The organism is Methylomonas sp. 2BW1-5-20 (assembly GCF_052474515.1).
On the sequence record NZ_CP184127.1, the window covers coordinates 1,266,634 to 1,284,485 of the forward strand.

A 17,852-nucleotide genomic window follows, 5' to 3' on the forward strand; every position below is an offset into this window, starting at 1 on the left:
GTAATGGAAAACTTTGTGTCTCAGGCGTGGGTGCAGCACCTTGTCGATTTGTGGTTAATAACCCGCGAACAATGGGAAGAAGTGCCCTGGTGGCAGTTCAACGAATGGTTGTCGCGTTTCGTGTTTTATTACCCGCTGTTGATGGCCTACGTCTGGATGCTGGGCGGGATGATTTATTATTTCCGCTGGGAGCGCAATCGCGGCAATGTGTTGTCCGATCTGCCGGTGTTGCCGGAATATCCGTCGGTGTCGATTCTAATTCCTTGCTACAACGAAGGCGAGAACGTCCGGGAAACCATCGAATATCTGCTGCATCAGCAATACCCTAATTACGAGATCATCGCGATTAACGACGGCAGCAAGGACAACACGCTGGAAATTTTGCACGAATTGGCTGACCAACATCCTCAAATTCGTGTGGTCAATCTGGCCAGTAATCAGGGCAAGGCTGTGGGTTTGCGTACCGCAGCCTTGCTGGCTAATAGCGAAATTCTGATCGGTATCGACGGCGACGCGTTGTTGGCGCCGAATGCCACGGCCTGGATTGTCCGGCATTTTCTGGAGGATCCGCACGTTGGTGCGGTGACCGGTAATCCGCGTATCCGCAATCGCTCCACCTTGTTGGGCAAAATCCAGGTTGGGGAGTTTTCCGCCATCGTTGGCATGATCAAGCGCGCCCAACGCTCTTATGGTCATGTGTTCACCATTTCCGGAGTTATAGCCGGCTTCAGAAAAACCGCTTTGCACGATGTTGGCTACTGGAGTCCGGACATGGTCACCGAGGACATCGATATTAGCTGGAAACTGCAGTTAGCCGGTTGGGCGATCCGTTTTGAACCCAATGCCTTGTGCTGGGTATTGATGCCGGAGACGCTGAACGGGCTATGGAAGCAGCGCAGCCGCTGGGCTCAGGGCGGGGTTGAAGTGCTGTTACGCTATTTTCGGCCGCTGTTCAGCTGGCGTTCGCGCGGTATGTGGCCGCTGTATCTGGAATGCTGTATCAGTTTGACTTGGGCATTTTTGGTGGTGGCTATGCTGGCTCTGGTACCGTTCGAGTGGTTTAGCAGCGAGCCGCAGGAAGCCTTGGAAGATCTGTCGCCGCATTGGACCAGTATGTTGTTGTGTGTGACTTGTTTGATTCAGTTTGCGGTCAGTTTGACTATCGATTCCAGTTACGAGCGCAAAAGTGGCGGTTCGGCCCAGCATTATTATTGGATGATCTGGTATCCGATCATCTATTGGCTGATCAATGTGGGCACCACGATTAACGGCTGCATTAAGGCTTTACGCAAAAAGCGCGGGCAACGGGCGGTGTGGGTGACTTTGGATAGAGGCTTGCGACAAAAATGAAAGACATCATCATCAACCAGCCGCATTTACAAAGTTTCCAGCAAAAATGCGGTTCGGCATTTATGTCGGTATTAAGCTGGGTATTGTGGCTGTATTTTTTATGGCCCTTGTTTACGCTCGGCGCCTGGCTAATGGGTTTGAAAAGCCTGTCCGACGAAATTCGCTGGTTCGGCGGCTATAAGACCTTATTGGAATTATTACAGCTGTACGGCGAGATTGTGGCGATTATTGCTGTCGTTTGGCTGTTTTGGACCGTATATCTGTCCTGGTTGCACTCTAGTGTGGCGCCCAAACGCACCGCGCCGGTTACCGATCAACAATTGACAACCACCTTTAAAGTCGATGCGGCACAGTTGTCGACGGCGCGAGCCAGCAAAAAAATAACCGTTCACTTTGACGATCACGCGGTTATTACCGAGATAAATTCATGATAGTAGCAACGGAGATGTCGCGGTTCTGATTTTCGCGGGGTTGGTGTTACACTGGGCAAGGCGTATTCAAGGACTTATATTATGCAACTTGCTATTACAGTGTTGGGCAACAAGTCCAACGGGTTTATCGCGGAGATCTTGGCGGCGCTGAGCGCTTGTCAATGTAACGTATTGGAGTTGCGCACTTCCAATCTGACCCAAATTACGGCGGCTTATTTTCTGATCGCCGGTAATTGGAATCACATTGCCAAGCTGGAAGGCATGCTGGAAGCGATAAAAGTGCGTTTTGAAATTCAGATGACTTTTTTGCGGCCGGAGCAAAGTTCGCCAGTGCTGGAAGGCGTGCCCTATACGCTGGAAACCATTTCCATGGATAAACACGATGTACTGTTCGCCGTGACATCGTTTTTATTGGAACGGGGCATTTGTATCGAAGAAGTGACAGCCAGTCGCCATCAAGCCGCATTTTTTAATACGCCCGTGTTTTCCACCAAATTTGTGTTGCTGGTGCCGCCCGAAGTGAGAATTCTATCGCTACGCGAGGAGTTTTTGGATTTTTGCGATAACTTGAATATCGACGCCATTCTCGAACCCATCAAAAGGTAACCTCATGAGCTTAGCTACTCTCGGTAACGCCGTTGCCGATTTCGAAATTCCCGCCACCGGCGAAAAGACTGTCAAACTTAGCGACTATCGCGGCAAAAAAGTCGTATTGTATTTTTATCCGAAGGACAACACGCCAGGCTGCACTCAAGAGGGTCAAGGATTCAGGGACAATATTGAACAGTTCAATCAATTGAATGCCGTTATTCTTGGCGTATCGCGTGATAGCGTAAAAATGCATGAAGGCTTTAAATGTAAGCAGGAGTTTCCTTTCGATTTATTGTCGGATCAAGAAGAGAGCCTGTGCCAATTGTTCGATGTCATCAAAATGAAAAACATGTACGGCAAGCAAGTCCGGGGCATAGAACGCAGTACCTTCGTTATCGACGAATCCGGTGTGTTGATCAAGGAATGGCGTAAGGTTCAGGTCAAAACCCATATCGCCGACGTGTTGAGTTATCTGCAAAACCTCGGTTGAGCATGTCTCCGGGCGGGCCCTAGCGCCATGTCCATCTCTATCGATTTGTAATCTACCGTAGCGCGCCTGCCGGGAAAGGCAATTTTTCGGCAACGCCTTTTATCTTGTTGGGCGTCAGCGATTAAACCCTGCGTCCCGCTCAGGATTGTTTAATGCCGCGGTTTTGGCGATAATGATCACGGTTTTTAATCATTTGGGCGAAACACATGAACGAAATGCTGTCCTCAGGGATTGAGCTAATGCTGTTAGGCATGGGTATGGTGTATGCGTTTTTGGCCATGCTGATAGTCGCAATCAATGTGATGTCCAAGCTGGTTCGTCGCTATTTTCCGGAAATACCGGCCAAATATCCGGAACAACCCATCGTCGCTGGAAACGATAAAGCAGTCATCGCTGCGATTACCGCTGCAGTCCATCAATACCGCAAAAAACACAACAACGGATAGATATACCCACAAGGTAGCAGTACTCGACCCAAAAAAGTCTTTAGGAGAAAAGAGTGGAAAAGGTAAATAAGCCCCTAGGAATTACTGAGGTGGTATTACGTGATGCCCATCAGTCAATTCTGGCGACCCGGCTGCGTATCGAAGACATGCTGCCAATTTGCGAGCAGCTTGACCAAATCGGTTATTGGTCGATTGAATCCTGGGGAGGCGCCACCTTTGATGCCTGTATTCGCTATTTAGGCGAAGATCCTTGGGAACGACTGCGTTTGTTGAAAAAAGCCATGCCCAACACGCCGCAACAGATGCTGTTCCGGGGGCAGAATATTTTGGGTTATCGGCACTATGCCGACGATGTGGTGGATAAGTTCGTCGAACGTTGCGTGGTCAACGGTATTGACGTATTCCGTATCTTCGATGCGATGAACGATATGCGAAATATCGATCGGGCTATCAAAGCTGTGCTGAATACCGATGCCCATGCTCAAGGCACCATCTCTTATACCACTAGCCCGGTACATACCATTAAAAAGTGGGTAGAGCAGGGCAAGCAAATCGAGGACATGGGTGCGCACTCCATCTGTATTAAGGATATGGCCGGATTGCTGACCCCCTACGATGCCTACGAGCTGATCAGCAAACTGAAAAAAGCCTTGGCAATTCCAATTCACATGCAATGTCACGCCACCACCGGTTTAAGCGTGGGTACGTATATCAAGGCTGTGGAAGCCGGTGTGGATAACGTCGACACCGCGATTTCTTCGCTAAGCATGACCTATGGTCACAGTCCCACGGAAACCATCGTCGCGGCGATGGCCGGGCAGAAGCGCGATACTGGTTTGGATTTGATCAAGTTGGAAAAAGTCGCGGCTTATTTTCGCGAAGTCCGTAAAAAATACGCTCAGTTCGAAGGCAGCTTGAAAGGCGTTGATGGCCGGATTCTGGTTTCGCAAGTGCCTGGCGGCATGCTGACCAATATGGAAAGTCAATTGAGGGAGCAGGGCGCGGCGGATCGTTTCGACGCGGTGTTGCAGGAAATTCCGCAGGTACGAAAAGACCTGGGGTATATCCCGCTGGTCACTCCAACCTCGCAAATCGTCGGCACCCAGGCGGTGCTGAACGTACTGGCAGGCGAGCGTTATAAAACCATCAGCAAGGAAACCGCCGGCGTATTGAAAGGTGAATATGGCGCGACACCGGCACCTGTAGATAAAGAATTACAGGCCCGGGTGCTTAACGGTGCCGAGCCGATCACATGCCGACCGGCGGATTTGCTCGAAGCCGAGATGGATAAACTGATTGCCGAAGTGAAGGCTAAAGCGGCCTCGGAGGGCGTCAAGCTTGCGGATAACGTCGAAGAGGATGCGTTAATCGATGGTCTGTTTGCGCAAATTGGTTGGAAGTTTATTCAAAATCGCGGAAATCCGGCGGCTTTCGAACCGGTGCCGGGATTGGAGCTTGCGCCGGCACCGACGCCCGCGGCGGTTACGCAGTCCAGCAATTCAGCCGAGACTTACACGGTTAACGTCGATGGCAAAAACTATCATGTGGCGGTTGCGCCCGGTGGCGCGGACATTGTCGTTAAGCCTGTAGTTGTTCAACCGGTTTTGGACAGCGGCCCAATGCTCGCGGCTACGGCACCTATCGTCAGCGGCAGCGGCGTTGTCGAATCGCCGCTGGCCGGCGTAGTATTGAAAGTGAATGTCAATGTAGGCTCTCATCTTTCCGAGGGCGATGTCGTGCTGATTATGGAAGCGATGAAGATGGAAACCGAAATTCGCGCCAAAGTCGCGGGTATCGTCAGTGCGGTGAACGTTCGTCAAGGTGATTCCGTAGCGGTAGGCGATGTGTTGGTGACGCTTTAGCTAAGTCGGTCGCTTTCAGTTCGATAGCGATTGCGCCAATATCTTTTAGTCTTGGTTCGGCCATTCCGATCAATCAACCGATTTAATACAAATACTTCATGGAAAATCTTAGACTGTTGTGGGAAAGCACGGGTATTTATAACGTCACCGGGCCGCAAATCACTATGATGGCAGTCGGCTTTTTGCTGCTGTATCTTGCCATCAAGAAAGGCTTTGAACCCCTGCTGCTATTGCCGATAGGTTTTGGCGCGGTGTTGAGTAATATTCCTGTGGCCGGCATGATAGACGAGGGCGGCATTCTGTATTACATGTACGGCGGCATCAAGGCCGGTATATTTCCGCTCTTGATTTTCATGGGTGTCGGTGCGATGACCGATTTTGGGCCAATGCTTGCCAATCCCAAAACTTTGTTTTTGGGTGCCGCCGCCCAATTCGGTATTTTTGCGACCTTATTCGGCGCTCTGGCATTGAACGCCATTCCGGGGATGGATTTTACGCTTAAGCAAGCGGCGGCGATTGCGATTATCGGCGGTGCCGACGGCCCGACCGCGATCTATGTTGCCTCCAAGCTTGCACCGGAATTGTTGGGCGCGATTGCAGTGGCCGCTTATTCCTATATGGCCTTGGTGCCTTTGATTCAACCGCCCATCATGCGTGCATTAACCAGCGAACAAGAGCGGCGGATAGAAATGCAGCAGCTCAGAATTGTGGGTAAGGCGGAAAAGATCGTGTTCCCGCTCATGCTGCTGGTATTGACCGCCATGTTACTGCCGTCGGCTGCACCACTGGTCGGCATGTTTTGTCTGGGTAATCTGATGAATGCTAGTGGCGTGGTTGACAGGCTGAGTAAAACAGCGCAGAACGAATTGATCAATATCGTCACCATTTTCCTGGGGCTATCGGTCGGCTCCAAACTCAGTGCCGAGGCGTTTTTAAAAATGGAAACCCTGGGTATTCTAGGCCTGGGCGCGGTTGCGTTTTCCATTGGCACCGCCAGTGGCGTGCTGATGGCTAAAGTGATGAACCGTTTTAGCAGTACGCCGATCAATCCGCTGATTGGCGCCGCCGGTGTTTCCGCAGTGCCCATGGCCGCTCGGGTGGCAAATAAGATTGGCTTGGAAAGTAATCCGCATAACTTCTTGTTGATGCACGCCATGGGGCCGAACGTGGCGGGTGTCATTGGTTCTGCGGTTGCGGCGGGGGTTTTGTTAAGCTTAGTTCGTTAGGTCTTAAGCTCATCGAAAATTCTTTATGTGTGCTGAGTCAGTCAAGGATAAGCCTATCAAGGTACTTTGGCTGACATCAAGTTATCCTCGCAATAGGGACGATAGTGCTTCTGTCTTCTTGCGCTATTTAGCGGAAGCGCTGGCAAACCGGAAAGTTAGTCTTCATATCCTCTCACCGGATCATCCGGAAATCTTAGCCACTACGCAGCCTGACGATATAGTCTGCCACCATTTTCGCTATTTTTGGTCGCGTAAGCTGCAGATGTTGGCCTACGGTTCGGGGATTTTGCCCAACTTGCGGGCCGCGCCATGGTTGTTATTTCAAGTACCTTTTTTCATTCTGTCCATGTTTATTACCGCAGCCTGGATTATGGTTGCCCAGCGTCCGTCGTTGATACACGCCCACTGGATTTTTCCGCAAGGCACGGTGGCGGTATTGCTAGGCAAACTGTTCCGAACCACGGTATTGGTTACCGCCCACGGCGGTGACGCCTTCGCGTTACGAGGTAGTATATTAGGGGCTATCAAGCGCTGGACGATAAAGCATTGCGCAGCTTGGACCAGTAACACCAATGCGACTGCCGATGCCGTAGGCCCGGATTTGCCCAAGCCGCATATCATTCCCATGGGCATTGATTATCGAAAATTTGCCTCCGGAAATACCAAAAACCTGTTCCGATCCAACGAGCCACGAAAATTCATTCTGTTATTCGTAGGGCGGTTGGTTGAAAAAAAAGGCACTGCGAGTTTGCTGCTGGCCTTCGCCAAACTGTCGGAAAAATTACGCAATCAAGGGGAGTGTTGGATCATTGGCGATGGTGCTGAGCGTGATCGGCTGGAGATATTGGCGAAGGAATTGCAAATCGCCGATAAAGTGATTTTTCACGGCAAGTTACCCAATAGCAGCTTGCCGGACTACTACGCGGCTGCCGATCTGTTTATCGCACCGTCCATCACCGATTACAAAGGTGATACCGAAGGGCAGGGTGTAATTCTGTTGGAAGCTATGGCCAGCGGAACGGCGGTGATCAGTACCTTCACCGGTGGTATCGCAGAGATCATTGAGCATAAAAAAAACGGCTACTTAGTCGAGCCGAATAATCCGCAACAGCTTGCTGATTCGATTGCCGAATTAATGTTGGACGAAAGGCTGCGCCAGCGTTTGGCTGAAACAGGGCGGTTGGCCGCGCAAACGTATGATTGGCAGCTGATAAGCGAAAAATTTGAGAACTTATATGGCCAGAGATTGCTGTATGTGCCTGCTTAAGATGAATTTAGGCTTTGCCCAAGAAGGTATGCGCAATTTTCAAACTATTGGCTACTACCTGATGCATATCGTAATAAATATATTGCCCGCAACGACCTATAAACGTGATATTTGACAGTTTTTCAGCGTCAGCGCGATAGCGGCGGTACAGGTTTTGTGGTGCGCCGTCCACGGTCTTGACGGGATAGTAGCGCTCATAATTGTTGTCTTCGTAACTGCACGGTATTTCTTTAGTTAATAATGCTGTTTTGGCACCCAAATCGCACCCCGGATACAGTCTCCAGTCGGTTTGGCGGGTATAAACTCCATCGTCGGTAAAATTGATCGTTGGCACCGGTTGTTGGTGAGTGTTGACGGTTTCGTGGACAAATTTTATTGAACGGTAGGGTAGTGCGCCAAATTGCTGATTAAAATAGACATCAATGGGCATCGAATTAAAGATATGGTAAAAATCGGCTTCCATGCTCTTATCGAACGCGCAACCTAGCTTGACTTCAATGTCCGGATGATCCAGCAAGTTGTTGAACAAGCCCAAATAGCCATGCTTGGGTAATGCTTGGATTTTGTCATTGAAGTAATTGCAATTATCGTCGTAACGCACCGGTAGCCGTTTTAACACCTCTGCAGGTAATTCCGCCAAGTCTATACCCCACATTTTTCGGGTATAACGACCAAAAAACAATTGCGTTAGCTCCGGGCCGTACAATGATTCAGCGATTTGCAGCGCGTTGGCTGGATTGTCGTGATGGCAGCGTATCGTATCCAGAAACGCTTTTACGGTGGCTTCGTCGCTTAATTGTTGTCGATAAATAAGGTTGATCGTTAGGCGGTTAATTGGTAACGGCACGTAGCCGGTATTTTCGACCCAAGCCTCGACTCGATGAGTGTAAGGAAGCCAATCCGTAAAACGCGATAGATAGTCGAAAATCCCTTGGTCATTGGTATGGAAAATATGCGGGCCATAGCGGTGTATTCGCAGATGCAGCTTATCATCAACCGGATCGTAAGCATTTCCGGCAATATGATCGCGACGGTCAATTACAAGCACCTGATAGTGTCCGTTGTCTGCTAATTCACGGGCTATGGTTGCACCGGCAAAGCCGGCGCCGACCACTAAAATGCGTTTTTTCATATTTGCATCCAGACAGCTAAACGCGCTGCTTGATCAGCCCAGGTAGGAATAGGAATGTCGATAACGCAAGGATGGTATAACAGCTTGATTATCTTTTGTTGCATGTCAGTCGAATCGTCCGGCTCGTACAAGCATTGCGGATAATCTTTAAGCGTTTGCGCCAGCGCGCCGAGTCGCGGGGCTAAAACCGGCGTATTACACGCCAGTATTTCGTAGGTTTTTTGCGGAAAGGCGTACCGGCCAAAATTGCTATCGCGCAGACAAATCATCGCCAAATCGAGAGCGTTATAAAAGGTATTAATTTGCGTATGTGGCAATAAACCTAAATAGTGAACGCGCGGATGATTTGGAATAGGGCAGCTATCGTCTGTCGGCCCCGCTAACACCAAATTCAACGAACTGTCCGTATCGGCTAATTGCAAAAAACTGGCGTAGAGCAAATCGACACCACGATTTTTGTCTAACGATCCGGCCAAGCCAATCAGTTTTGCATGCGCTGGTAAATCTAGTTGCTGCCTGGAAAAATCTTTATCCTGTGGAAAGAAATCGCCGCCACTGATAGTGCTTTCCACCGTGATGACGTTACGATGGTTGTAACGTTGCCGAATATAATTGGCAAGAGGCTCACTGACGCAACTGATTCCGACAGCATTTTTTATAGCTATACGATATAGAGGTAATAAGCCCGGTAATTTAGCTAAGCCGAAGCTCTCATAATTGTCGTAAAGATCGAGATAATAGGGGATATTAAATAACTTAGAAAATAGCGCTGTTATCACTGCATGAAGACAGTCAGAGCTGCCCAATAAAATATCGGGCTTAAAGCGTTTGATTAGTGAAAATGTTTTTACAAAATACTTCAGTAGACCTGGAATTATTAAAACACCCACATCCAAACCATACCATTCCAACAAACCTATTTTATCTTGATGATGTTTAAAATGACCGGTATTGCAGCGATGGTAACCAAGGCAAATTCCACGGATATTGTGCCCTCGTAAAGCCAATTGGTGCGGTAATTCATAAAGCCGAGCATAACGGTCGTCGATGACGTCCTTTTGCATATAGTGGCGTTTGCATAGGAAAACAACATTCATTTGGCGATAAGTCTTTTCCAGACAAAAACGCCTAGACGATATGAGATAAACAGTAAATTCTTAGCTTTATTATTTTGAATTATCCGTGTACCTTCTTCAGTAAGAAGAATCGCGAAGTTAGAAAATAACATGAACAGATTTAACTGATTGCCAACAGCAATGGATGGTTGAAATGTCAATTGAAATAAGGTTTGTACTAAAGTGGTCAGTGTTAATTGGTTACTAATGACATTGTGCGTGGTGTTTTCTTGGAAGGAGTTGCTGTTTAAACTTCCATAAGCATGGTCATAAATCACGAAATAATTATTAAGTGGGATTGTATCTATTTCCGAAATAAAAGATACTTGCGGCGAAATGTTTTGCATCTGCCATTTTCCGCGGATGTTGTTTTTAAAATCAAAAATAGCGGAATCTACCGCAAAAGCAAAATCATAGATGTGTAGATGTTTATAGAGTACTGACAATTCTTCATAAATATATAAAAGTAGCGGAAAAGTGTTTTTCGATTTTGAATACTTATTGAAAAAATAAAACTTATTTCTAATTCTGTAATACACTCGCCAAGCGGTTGAGGGTTTGTAACCGTTGAAATGATGCCAAACAACAGAATTTGGATTGCAGAGTATCTGTTTTCCATTAGACTTAATTCGAGTCGACCACTCAATGTCATCCCAGAAGATAAACATATCCGGATCAATCTTACCGTATCTGTTAACGTCACTCATTCTAACCAGCATGGAACAAGCGGCACAGTAATCAACCTCTAGGATAGTATCAGGTGATGACTCGATAACTCTGGTTTGACCATGTTTATTTAAAATTACATTTGACTTACGCCAATTAATATTTCCGCCGCATTCTTGTACTATTTTACTGCCGTTTATTAATATTTGCGATCCGCAGATGCTGGCGTCAGGAGTATGATCTAACGTATCTACCAGATACATCAATGCATCTTTGTCGACGATTACATCGTTATCAAGCAGCCAGCAGTACGGGTATTCATTATCTTGTGCAAATTGTAAGCCTATATTAAAACCACCGGCTCCTCCGGTATTTTCAGGGTTGTTTATGATAATGGTATCCGGAAAATATTCCAAGATCGCGTCACTTGTTTGGTCGGTAGAGCAGTTATCGACTACTATTACATCGTAATTTGGATAATTAAGATGTTGTAATGAATTGAGCAGCTCCAAAACGAATGCTTTTTTATTCCAGGTTACGATGACAATTGCAACTTTAGAGGTCTGCATAATCGTTATTTAAAACTTTCTGATAAATATTCAAATGCGCTGCCAGAAATTGTTCTTTAGTATAACGCTCTTTTACACATTGTAATCCCGCAATACGCCAATCCTCCAATATATCGGGATGATCGATCACATAATGTAAAGCATCCACCAAGCCTCGAACATCGCCGGTTTTAACTAGCCAACCGGTTTTGCCATGTTCGATAATTTCCGGAACACCGCCAGTTGCAAAAGCGATGGTCGGTGTGCCACAAGCCATGGTTTCAATGACGACCGTGGGTAAATTATCAGCTAATGTTGGGAAAAGAAATAAATCTGAAGCTGCGTAATATTGGGCTAGTAACTGGTCGTTATATATGTAACCAGTAACATGAACATCCAGGTTTCGAAAAAACTTTTTTTTGTCTTGCTCAAGTTTTCCAATTGCAATAATGTATAAATTTTGATCAAGCGCTTCCAGAGCCTCAATAGCTAAGTGATTACCTTTGTGATAATCTGAAAGACTAGTTGCTGTTAATAATACGACGAATCTATCTTGGGGTATTCCCAGAATGTTTCTGATAGCTGTTTTGTCTAGTGGTTTATAAACAGCCAAGTCTACGTAATTTGGAATTATCACCGGATCGTTTTTAAAGTTGATGAGTTTCTTTGCTTCTTGTAATAGCCAATTAGACGGCATGATTGCGGTGATTGGGACCTGAGAGAGCATATTGATTTTGTATCGCTGCATGGTCCCTGTGCGGTCAATGGTTGTCCCCAATGGCAGTTTGGCTAACTGAGGACAGCTTTTACAGCCCGTATACAATGCCTCGCAACCCATTGGAGCAATACAGCCCCCGGTAAAAGGTGAACAATCGTGGAATGTCCATATAACCGGCTTACGTTTGGCCAGCCATTTCAACGCGATGGGCGAGAACGTAAACGATATGTCATGAACATGGTAGAGTGTGTAATCAGTTTCTTTCCGAGATAAGTGAATCAATATCTCAGGAGTAAAAAAATCTGGAAATCCAATGGCTCGAGATGTTATGGAAAACATACCTTCAATTTGGGAAAGCCATTGACCGCCATGTAATTTGAATGTGTACCAATCAGCGTTAATTCCGGGTCTGCCGACCCAGTGATGTGCTTGATACCCAATTGTTTCGTTTAACATCTTTGTTAAACCGGCTGCTAATCTGCTGGCCCCTCCACCTGTGGCATCGGATTTACCGATAACAGCGATTTTTTTCGGGCTATTTCCGGAAGAGATTGAGTGCGAGAGCATGGTCTGAAGAGGTTAAAGGGTATTAGGTATTCAGATTAATTCGGCGATTAATTCTGCGGTTTTTTGGCACATGAGCTCGCTAGAGTAAAGCTTGGAGTTTCTCAAATTAATGCTGCCTATTTCTCCCCTTAATTGTGGAGAGAGAAGCATGTGTAAAATATTATTAGCCATTGTATTAACGTCGTTAGGCGGAGATAAAAATTCGCACATTCGATTACTTGCTATCTCCCTAATTGCGGGAAGGTCGGTTGATACGATTGGTAGGCCTGCGGCCAAATATTCCAATATCGCATTCGGCATTCCTTCCGAGCGAGAACTGAATAGTGCCAAATCCGAAGCAGCTAATAACCCCGCGATGTCGTGCACTGGTCCGAGCATTCGCACTGATTCGGTCAGTTTTAGGTTGTCAATTAGGTCTCGAACTGATGAATAGGTATCGTCGAACCGACCGGCAAGCAACAATATTGGTAGTGGTTTCCCATCAGTCCATTTATGGATCACGAGCTGCCATGCACGAACTAGTGTAGCGTGATCTTTATAATGGCTCAGATTGGCAACCATACAAGCTATCAAACATTCTTCGGGTACTTCGAGTTGGGTGCGCCATTCGCCACGCAAGAAACGTGGAGAGGCTAAATGGACCCCATTTGGTATAACCCGAATCTTCTGGTTGGCGACACCTAGGGTTTCATTTAAAAACTTCTTGCCTTGATAAGAGTTCGATAAAAAATGCACGGTGCTGCGAACCACTAAGCATTCCAGTCTGCCAAATCTTTCAATACCCGAGTCACGTTGGTTCCATATGCACAATTTAGCTCTGGCCATTCGCCAAACCAGTGCGCATATGCCATTCGGAAACGTCGTATAGGATAATATGACGTCGGTTTTAGCGCGATTTAATCGGTAAGCATAGCGAATCAAATTGGCGATAAACGCAAATGGATGGCGTGTTAATTCGAATGGCTCTAGACGCCATGTTATTCCATATTGATCACAAAGATCCGCCAACGCGCCCGGCGCTCTGAGCCCCCATATTTGAACATTTGCGCAGAGATCGTATTGAAGATATTGAGCCAGATTCAGAGCTTGTCGTTCAGCGCCACCGATTTCAAGCGTAGGTAGAACTATGATGATGTTTTTTCCAGAGAGTTTTAGCGCTAATTGGTTTGGTATTGAATCGAACTGCGCGCTCATGAGCTAACCGAATTCGGAATGTTGAATACCGCGTGTAAGAGCGGTGTCAAGCGCTTCTAACGAAAGGGCGTAGTAGTTAAAAGTACTTTCAGGATAGAAGCGATGGTGATGATAACGATACCAAGTCTTTGGAGTGAAATTGAGTTCTTCGAGAGTTGATTCAAGATGAATACCTTCTTTTGCTAATACTGTCAGGCCTAGTTCTCGGCAAGCTCTATAAGTGTCTGTATTTGTTCGATTAAAAGGGGCGACGAAGTAACAAATGGGCTTTTTGGGAAATATTTTTCGCAGTAACTCCAAGCCTAAGATAATATCGGCTTTTTGCTCGTCATAGCTCATCATGGAATAATCGGTGTGATACAGGCCGTGGAGCGCAATATTATCATTCGTGGAGTTAAGGTAATCAATTAATTCTTTACGAACAGTGAAATCAAGATTTTGAGATAGTTTTCTAATCGTATCATTAGACATTTTCCCCATACTAACCTCATTTTTGTATTCAGCCGGTTCACCGTTAAATGTGTATCGTGAGGATAACTGACCGCGAAGCGTCACCGCATGTAATTGGGTTAGGCCATTTTTTTGGAATATTTCACAAAATGAGCGGAATCGGTCCAGTGGCGTATCCCAACAAACATCATCATTTCGGAATTTTGGCTTATTTGCAATTTGTAGCGCGTTAGACAATGCTACTTTGAAAGTATCTGCGGTTTTATACCAAGGCCTAACATTTCGAATTATTTCGGCGTTTTTCTCGCCAGCCTTTCGGATAAAATCCTTATTTGAATCGCACCAATGAAAAGCTGCTTCGAAGGCTTCTATAGTGGGGGACACAATTAAGCCATTTTCACCGTTCCTAATTAGTTCAGGGACAATGCCGACGTCGACACAGACCGGAAAGCAGCCCGCAGCCATTGCCTCAATCAAGGGGAGTGGCGATCCTTCGTGTTTTGATGTGACGGTAAATACATCGATATCGTTATAGAAGCGATTCATATCCTTCTGCTTGAGATCGCCATTAGCAATTTTTAGGACGAAGTTTTCAGAACACGCAGGTAAAAGAATTTCTTTTACCTGTTTTACTGGGTCATTGATATTACCAGCCCAGCCTATAACGAGTGCTCCATTCCGCTTTTGGATTGGGCGGAATTGCTCCGGATTGAAACCATTTTCAGCGTGTACGGTGTTTGGCCGACAAGCGCTAAGAAGACCGTGCAAACGGCGTGAAGTACAGATGACAATGCTTGCATCACTAAGGTATTTGTGGGAGAACTCCATGGCGGTGTTCGGACCATACCGTGGGTCGTCTTGCCATCTATGGCTGGATACTTCCTTAATAATTTTCTCGGGATTAAAATCAAACTGCTTATAGTATTCCTCGCCCCAAAAGAAAACATATAATAAGTCATAATTTTCGGCCTTTATTTTTGGTTTTTTAATCACATATTTTATCTCAAAATCGAAATCCTCTTTAAGAGCTAGAGCAATTTGAGTTGCACAATAATCAAAGGCCCACCGAGGTTTATCGACCAATAATAAAACTCTGGGATTCCTTTTATTTGATTTTCTGAAATAAGGAGAAAAAAATCGTTTAAAATTTCGCATGAAAAGTGCTTAACTTATTTTGTTGCCCACATGACGATATTTTTATCAAAGCAGCGCGGCTTGCTGCGATCTTGAAGAGAAAATAAGGATTTTTGAATTAGTGAGCTGCATCTAAACTTTAAGCCATTGGGGTGATGTTTCCAGTTAGGCAAATGTAGTGTGGGATTAGTAAATCCGGCAACGCTTAATAATTCAGATAGACTTTGTTCGGTAAACCCAGTTTGGTGAGTTAAATCCATGTATCGAGAGTAAGTGCCAAATATATTAGCCATATTAGGAGTTCTAAGAATAATTATGCCCTCTGAGCTCAAGCTGGTTCTAATAAGGCCTAAGAATTCTATTAGTTCATGCATGGAGAAATGCTCGATAACGTCTGTAGCAATTACGGTCTCAAATTTATTGGCACTGCCTTTAAGGAAAATTTGTGCATCGATGTTTTCTAAAAAAGTTGCTTGTTCACCAATGTGGTTTCTACATTCTAGAAACACATTTTCGTCCAATTCAACGCCTCCTACACTTTTATAATGATTTTCAATTAAAAATCGCAATAAATGACCAAATCCGCATCCTATGTCAAGTATATTTGCATTCTTGTTTTGTGGTAGTAACGGAAGTATTTCTGCGTTATAGTAGTTCCGAGCTGAACTGTATATGCTTTCTATGTCAGGGTTTAAGGTTTTCAGTTGAGAATAATATTTTTGCTTTATATGATTTATTGCTTGGGCTTGCTCGGTTACTTTAGAAATATTCATAACAACTAATTCTGTAATTTAGGTTTGCAGTTGTAATCTATTTAAAATATAAACAACGCGGGGAATTTTTGACGGTTTTTCAATGATGGCGGTAATAATGTAGCCAGATGATAGACACGCATCCTTTACTTCATTTTCAGAGTATCTGGTCTTATACTCACTTGGCCTTCTTTCGTTTTCAGGCTTGTTCCAGTCCGAAGTAAGGTATTGATTGTCTTTAATCAAATCATAGCTTTTGTCGACGATATCTATAATGAAGAAACCGCCGCTAACAAGATAATTGCGGTACAACTTTAAAAAGTCGAGTAACGAAAAATCTTCTATATGGTATGTCCAGTTGAGCGCGAGCAGTATATCCACATTCGAAGGCAATGTGGTTGGCTTGAGTCCGTCATCCTGCCATAGATCTATCGTTAGCGATAATCTGGCACTTAGTTCGCGTCCGACCTCGATAGATTGGGCGGAAACATCACTGCCATATAAATTAGTAAACCCCTGTTGCGCTAACCAGACTAGATTTAATCCGCAGCCAGCACCAGTTTCGAATATCAGTGAATGTTTTGGTATGTGTCGAACTATCCACTCCGACGGGCAGCGGATGTGCCAGCGGCTATGGCGTTCCTTGGCAGCATAAATAAACCAACTTTGTGCCGAGTATTTCGAAACAAGTTCTTCGATTAAGCCGTGAGGTAGATTAAGGTTATGGTTATGGTAGATAAAGTTGTTATAGATGTTATGCCAAGTGGTTTTTAATAAGCGATAGCTTGGCACTAACCGCTTTATTGTTCGTGGCCCTATCTCTTTAAACGACCACAAATCGTAAAGATGCCGCCGAAGATTAGTGGTCTTCGCGTGACTAACGGCTATTTGGGTGTTTTTTTTGTTGCAGATTTTTGGGGATATGAGATTCTTAATGATTTGAATATTACGTTCGAACACGGCGAACTCATTGTAATCGCTTGTTGCTCTTTGCCAACCGTTTGCAGCTATAATTCTTCGTTCCTCATCATGAGCCAAATAATAGCGGCAGAGGTCGATACATTCGCGTATGGAATCAAATCCAATGACCTCTTTATTCAACTCGTAAATCTTGCCGAGATAGTTTTTATTGTCACAGACTTGCAAAACTCCATTAGCGGGTAAATAAAACGTCCGATAGTTAATAGGGCCGGATGAATTGTGTAAATTTGGACCGATTTTGGCATTGCGCAAATATTCAAGTTCTTTATTATTAGGCAAATATCCTCTTGGCCATCCTTTTCCATAAAAGTTAGCATTTGGAAAAGCTAGCGCCAGCTTATCCAATCGAGGTTTGCGAGCAGGGGCGGTGCGATCGATCATCATGAATAAGTCTAGTTCCCTATTTCCATTGAGTACGTCGTCATAACTTATCGAAGCATCGTAAATTGTTGGTTGTAACCCCATCGGCACCCATTCAGCATGTTTGACGCCCCACGAACGGTAAGTATCGACTTCTGCGATATTGCCTACTAGACACAAATCGTAGCTAGATGCGGTGGGCTTAGAGAGTTCTGCAGAGCTTTCCGGATCATCAAAACATTGGAATACCGTGAAAACGGGCAGTTTTGCAACAAACTCTGGATGCAGATTAATGCCAGAGCTGTTGATCAAAACATTCTTACCTTCCAGAGCTCGTTCTAGGCGTTCGTACATATTCAAAAGCTCTCGGTCTCCTCTACGCCATCTAGCGTCGAGTTCAGAGAAACTTAAGCAAGGACCGGGAGGGTTAAGGGTCAAACAAAAACCTTCAACATTGAAACCAATTTTTGCCAATTTATTTATATAGGCTTGGTTAAGTGCTTGCACATTTCCATACGCGGAAGAAACAAACCAAGAATATCCATACAAAATCTTTAAATCTTGCATGTTGT

Annotated in this window: 16 protein-coding genes; 8 read left to right on the forward strand and 8 right to left on the reverse strand. The window is 45.5% G+C overall.

The window, feature by feature from the left end; translation table 11 throughout:
* Window positions 1-3: 3 nt before the first annotated feature.
* The 8 genes from pgaC to ACH50O_RS05800 all read left to right on the forward strand — a co-directional run bounded on the left by pgaC (window position 4) and on the right by ACH50O_RS05800 (window position 7,663).
* Entirely contained in the window at window positions 4-1,350 is a 1,347-nt protein-coding gene (pgaC, locus tag ACH50O_RS05765; RefSeq protein WP_446811071.1) for a poly-beta-1,6-N-acetyl-D-glucosamine synthase, read from the forward strand.
* Window positions 1,347-1,781: a poly-beta-1,6-N-acetyl-D-glucosamine biosynthesis protein PgaD gene (pgaD, locus tag ACH50O_RS05770; RefSeq protein WP_446811072.1), complete on the forward strand. Its 435-nt coding sequence runs from the start codon at window positions 1,347-1,349 to the stop codon at window positions 1,779-1,781. Before pgaC ends, pgaD begins: the two co-directional genes overlap by 4 nt.
* 81 nt (window positions 1,782-1,862) lie before the next feature.
* A complete protein-coding gene (locus tag ACH50O_RS05775) occupies window positions 1,863-2,387 on the forward strand; it encodes a glycine cleavage system protein R (protein ID WP_446811073.1) in 525 nt (174 codons plus the stop codon).
* Window positions 2,388-2,391: 4 nt separating this feature from the next.
* The gene (locus ACH50O_RS05780) at window positions 2,392-2,862 is read left to right on the forward strand and encodes a peroxiredoxin (RefSeq protein WP_446811074.1); all 471 of its coding nucleotides are present in this window, start codon (window positions 2,392-2,394) and stop codon (window positions 2,860-2,862) included.
* A 206-nt stretch (window positions 2,863-3,068) separates the two neighbouring features.
* A complete protein-coding gene (locus tag ACH50O_RS05785; RefSeq protein WP_446811075.1) occupies window positions 3,069-3,308 on the forward strand; it encodes an OadG family protein in 240 nt (79 codons plus the stop codon).
* Window positions 3,309-3,361: 53 nt separating this feature from the next.
* The gene (oadA, locus tag ACH50O_RS05790) at window positions 3,362-5,170 is read left to right on the forward strand and encodes a sodium-extruding oxaloacetate decarboxylase subunit alpha (RefSeq protein WP_446811076.1); all 1,809 of its coding nucleotides are present in this window, start codon (window positions 3,362-3,364) and stop codon (window positions 5,168-5,170) included.
* 98 nt (window positions 5,171-5,268) lie between these two features.
* Window positions 5,269-6,396: a sodium ion-translocating decarboxylase subunit beta gene (locus ACH50O_RS05795; RefSeq protein ID WP_446811077.1), complete on the forward strand. Its 1,128-nt coding sequence runs from the start codon at window positions 5,269-5,271 to the stop codon at window positions 6,394-6,396.
* A gap of 25 nt (window positions 6,397-6,421) precedes the next feature.
* Window positions 6,422-7,663 (forward strand): glycosyltransferase family 4 protein, encoded by a 1,242-nt coding sequence (locus tag ACH50O_RS05800; protein WP_446811078.1) that lies wholly within the window; start codon window positions 6,422-6,424, stop codon window positions 7,661-7,663.
* A 7-nt stretch (window positions 7,664-7,670) separates the two neighbouring features.
* On the opposite strand, the gene ACH50O_RS05805 is transcribed toward ACH50O_RS05800, so the two are convergent.
* The 8 genes from ACH50O_RS05805 to ACH50O_RS05840 all read right to left on the reverse strand — a co-directional run bounded on the left by ACH50O_RS05805 (window position 7,671) and on the right by ACH50O_RS05840 (window position 17,847).
* Window positions 7,671-8,795, reverse strand: coding sequence for a UDP-galactopyranose/dTDP-fucopyranose mutase family protein (locus tag ACH50O_RS05805; RefSeq protein WP_446811079.1), 1,125 nt, complete (start codon window positions 8,793-8,795; stop codon window positions 7,671-7,673).
* On the reverse strand, window positions 8,792-9,859 hold the full coding sequence (locus tag ACH50O_RS05810) for a glycosyltransferase (RefSeq protein ID WP_446811080.1): 1,068 nt from the start codon (window positions 9,857-9,859) through the stop codon (window positions 8,792-8,794). The genes ACH50O_RS05805 and ACH50O_RS05810 overlap by 4 nt, the downstream gene beginning before the upstream one ends.
* 29 nt (window positions 9,860-9,888) lie before the next feature.
* On the reverse strand, window positions 9,889-11,145 hold the full coding sequence (locus ACH50O_RS05815; protein ID WP_446811081.1) for a glycosyltransferase family 2 protein: 1,257 nt from the start codon (window positions 11,143-11,145) through the stop codon (window positions 9,889-9,891).
* The gene (locus tag ACH50O_RS05820) at window positions 11,132-12,409 is read right to left on the reverse strand and encodes a glycosyltransferase (protein WP_446811082.1); all 1,278 of its coding nucleotides are present in this window, start codon (window positions 12,407-12,409) and stop codon (window positions 11,132-11,134) included. The genes ACH50O_RS05815 and ACH50O_RS05820 overlap by 14 nt, the downstream gene beginning before the upstream one ends.
* A 30-nt stretch (window positions 12,410-12,439) precedes the next feature.
* A complete protein-coding gene (locus ACH50O_RS05825) occupies window positions 12,440-13,603 on the reverse strand; it encodes a glycosyltransferase (protein WP_446811083.1) in 1,164 nt (387 codons plus the stop codon).
* A gap of 3 nt (window positions 13,604-13,606) precedes the next feature.
* Entirely contained in the window at window positions 13,607-15,136 is a 1,530-nt protein-coding gene (locus tag ACH50O_RS05830) for a glycosyltransferase (protein WP_446811084.1), read from the reverse strand.
* Window positions 15,137-15,222: 86 nt separating this feature from the next.
* Window positions 15,223-15,960, reverse strand: a complete 738-nt coding sequence (locus tag ACH50O_RS05835) for a class I SAM-dependent methyltransferase (RefSeq protein ID WP_446811085.1) — start codon at window positions 15,958-15,960, stop codon at window positions 15,223-15,225.
* 18 nt (window positions 15,961-15,978) lie between these two features.
* Window positions 15,979-17,847, reverse strand: coding sequence for a glycosyltransferase family protein (locus ACH50O_RS05840; RefSeq protein WP_446811086.1), 1,869 nt, complete (start codon window positions 17,845-17,847; stop codon window positions 15,979-15,981).
* Between the last annotated feature and the right edge of the window lie 5 nt (window positions 17,848-17,852).

What these genes read in the sequence shown, in the direction of transcription:
- pgaC (WP_446811071.1), top strand. Translation starts at nt 4, where the DNA reads ATGGAAAACTTTGTGTCTCAGGCGTGGGTGCAGCACCTTGTCGATTTG.
- pgaD (WP_446811072.1), top strand. Translation starts at nt 1,347, where the DNA reads ATGAAAGACATCATCATCAACCAGCCGCATTTACAAAGTTTCCAGCAA.
- ACH50O_RS05775 (WP_446811073.1), top strand. Translation starts at nt 1,863, where the DNA reads ATGCAACTTGCTATTACAGTGTTGGGCAACAAGTCCAACGGGTTTATC.
- ACH50O_RS05780 (WP_446811074.1), top strand. Translation starts at nt 2,392, where the DNA reads ATGAGCTTAGCTACTCTCGGTAACGCCGTTGCCGATTTCGAAATTCCC.
- ACH50O_RS05785 (WP_446811075.1), top strand. Translation starts at nt 3,069, where the DNA reads ATGAACGAAATGCTGTCCTCAGGGATTGAGCTAATGCTGTTAGGCATG.
- ACH50O_RS05795 (WP_446811077.1), top strand. Translation starts at nt 5,269, where the DNA reads ATGGAAAATCTTAGACTGTTGTGGGAAAGCACGGGTATTTATAACGTC.
- ACH50O_RS05800 (WP_446811078.1), top strand. Translation starts at nt 6,422, where the DNA reads ATGTGTGCTGAGTCAGTCAAGGATAAGCCTATCAAGGTACTTTGGCTG.
- ACH50O_RS05805 (WP_446811079.1), bottom strand. Translation starts at nt 8,795, where the DNA reads ATGAAAAAACGCATTTTAGTGGTCGGCGCCGGCTTTGCCGGTGCAACC.
- ACH50O_RS05810 (WP_446811080.1), bottom strand. Translation starts at nt 9,859, where the DNA reads ATGCAAAAGGACGTCATCGACGACCGTTATGCTCGGCTTTATGAATTA.
- ACH50O_RS05815 (WP_446811081.1), bottom strand. Translation starts at nt 11,145, where the DNA reads ATGCAGACCTCTAAAGTTGCAATTGTCATCGTAACCTGGAATAAAAAA.
- ACH50O_RS05820 (WP_446811082.1), bottom strand. Translation starts at nt 12,409, where the DNA reads ATGCTCTCGCACTCAATCTCTTCCGGAAATAGCCCGAAAAAAATCGCT.
- ACH50O_RS05825 (WP_446811083.1), bottom strand. Translation starts at nt 13,603, where the DNA reads ATGAGCGCGCAGTTCGATTCAATACCAAACCAATTAGCGCTAAAACTC.
- ACH50O_RS05835 (WP_446811085.1), bottom strand. Translation starts at nt 15,960, where the DNA reads ATGAATATTTCTAAAGTAACCGAGCAAGCCCAAGCAATAAATCATATA.
- ACH50O_RS05840 (WP_446811086.1), bottom strand. Translation starts at nt 17,847, where the DNA reads ATGCAAGATTTAAAGATTTTGTATGGATATTCTTGGTTTGTTTCTTCC.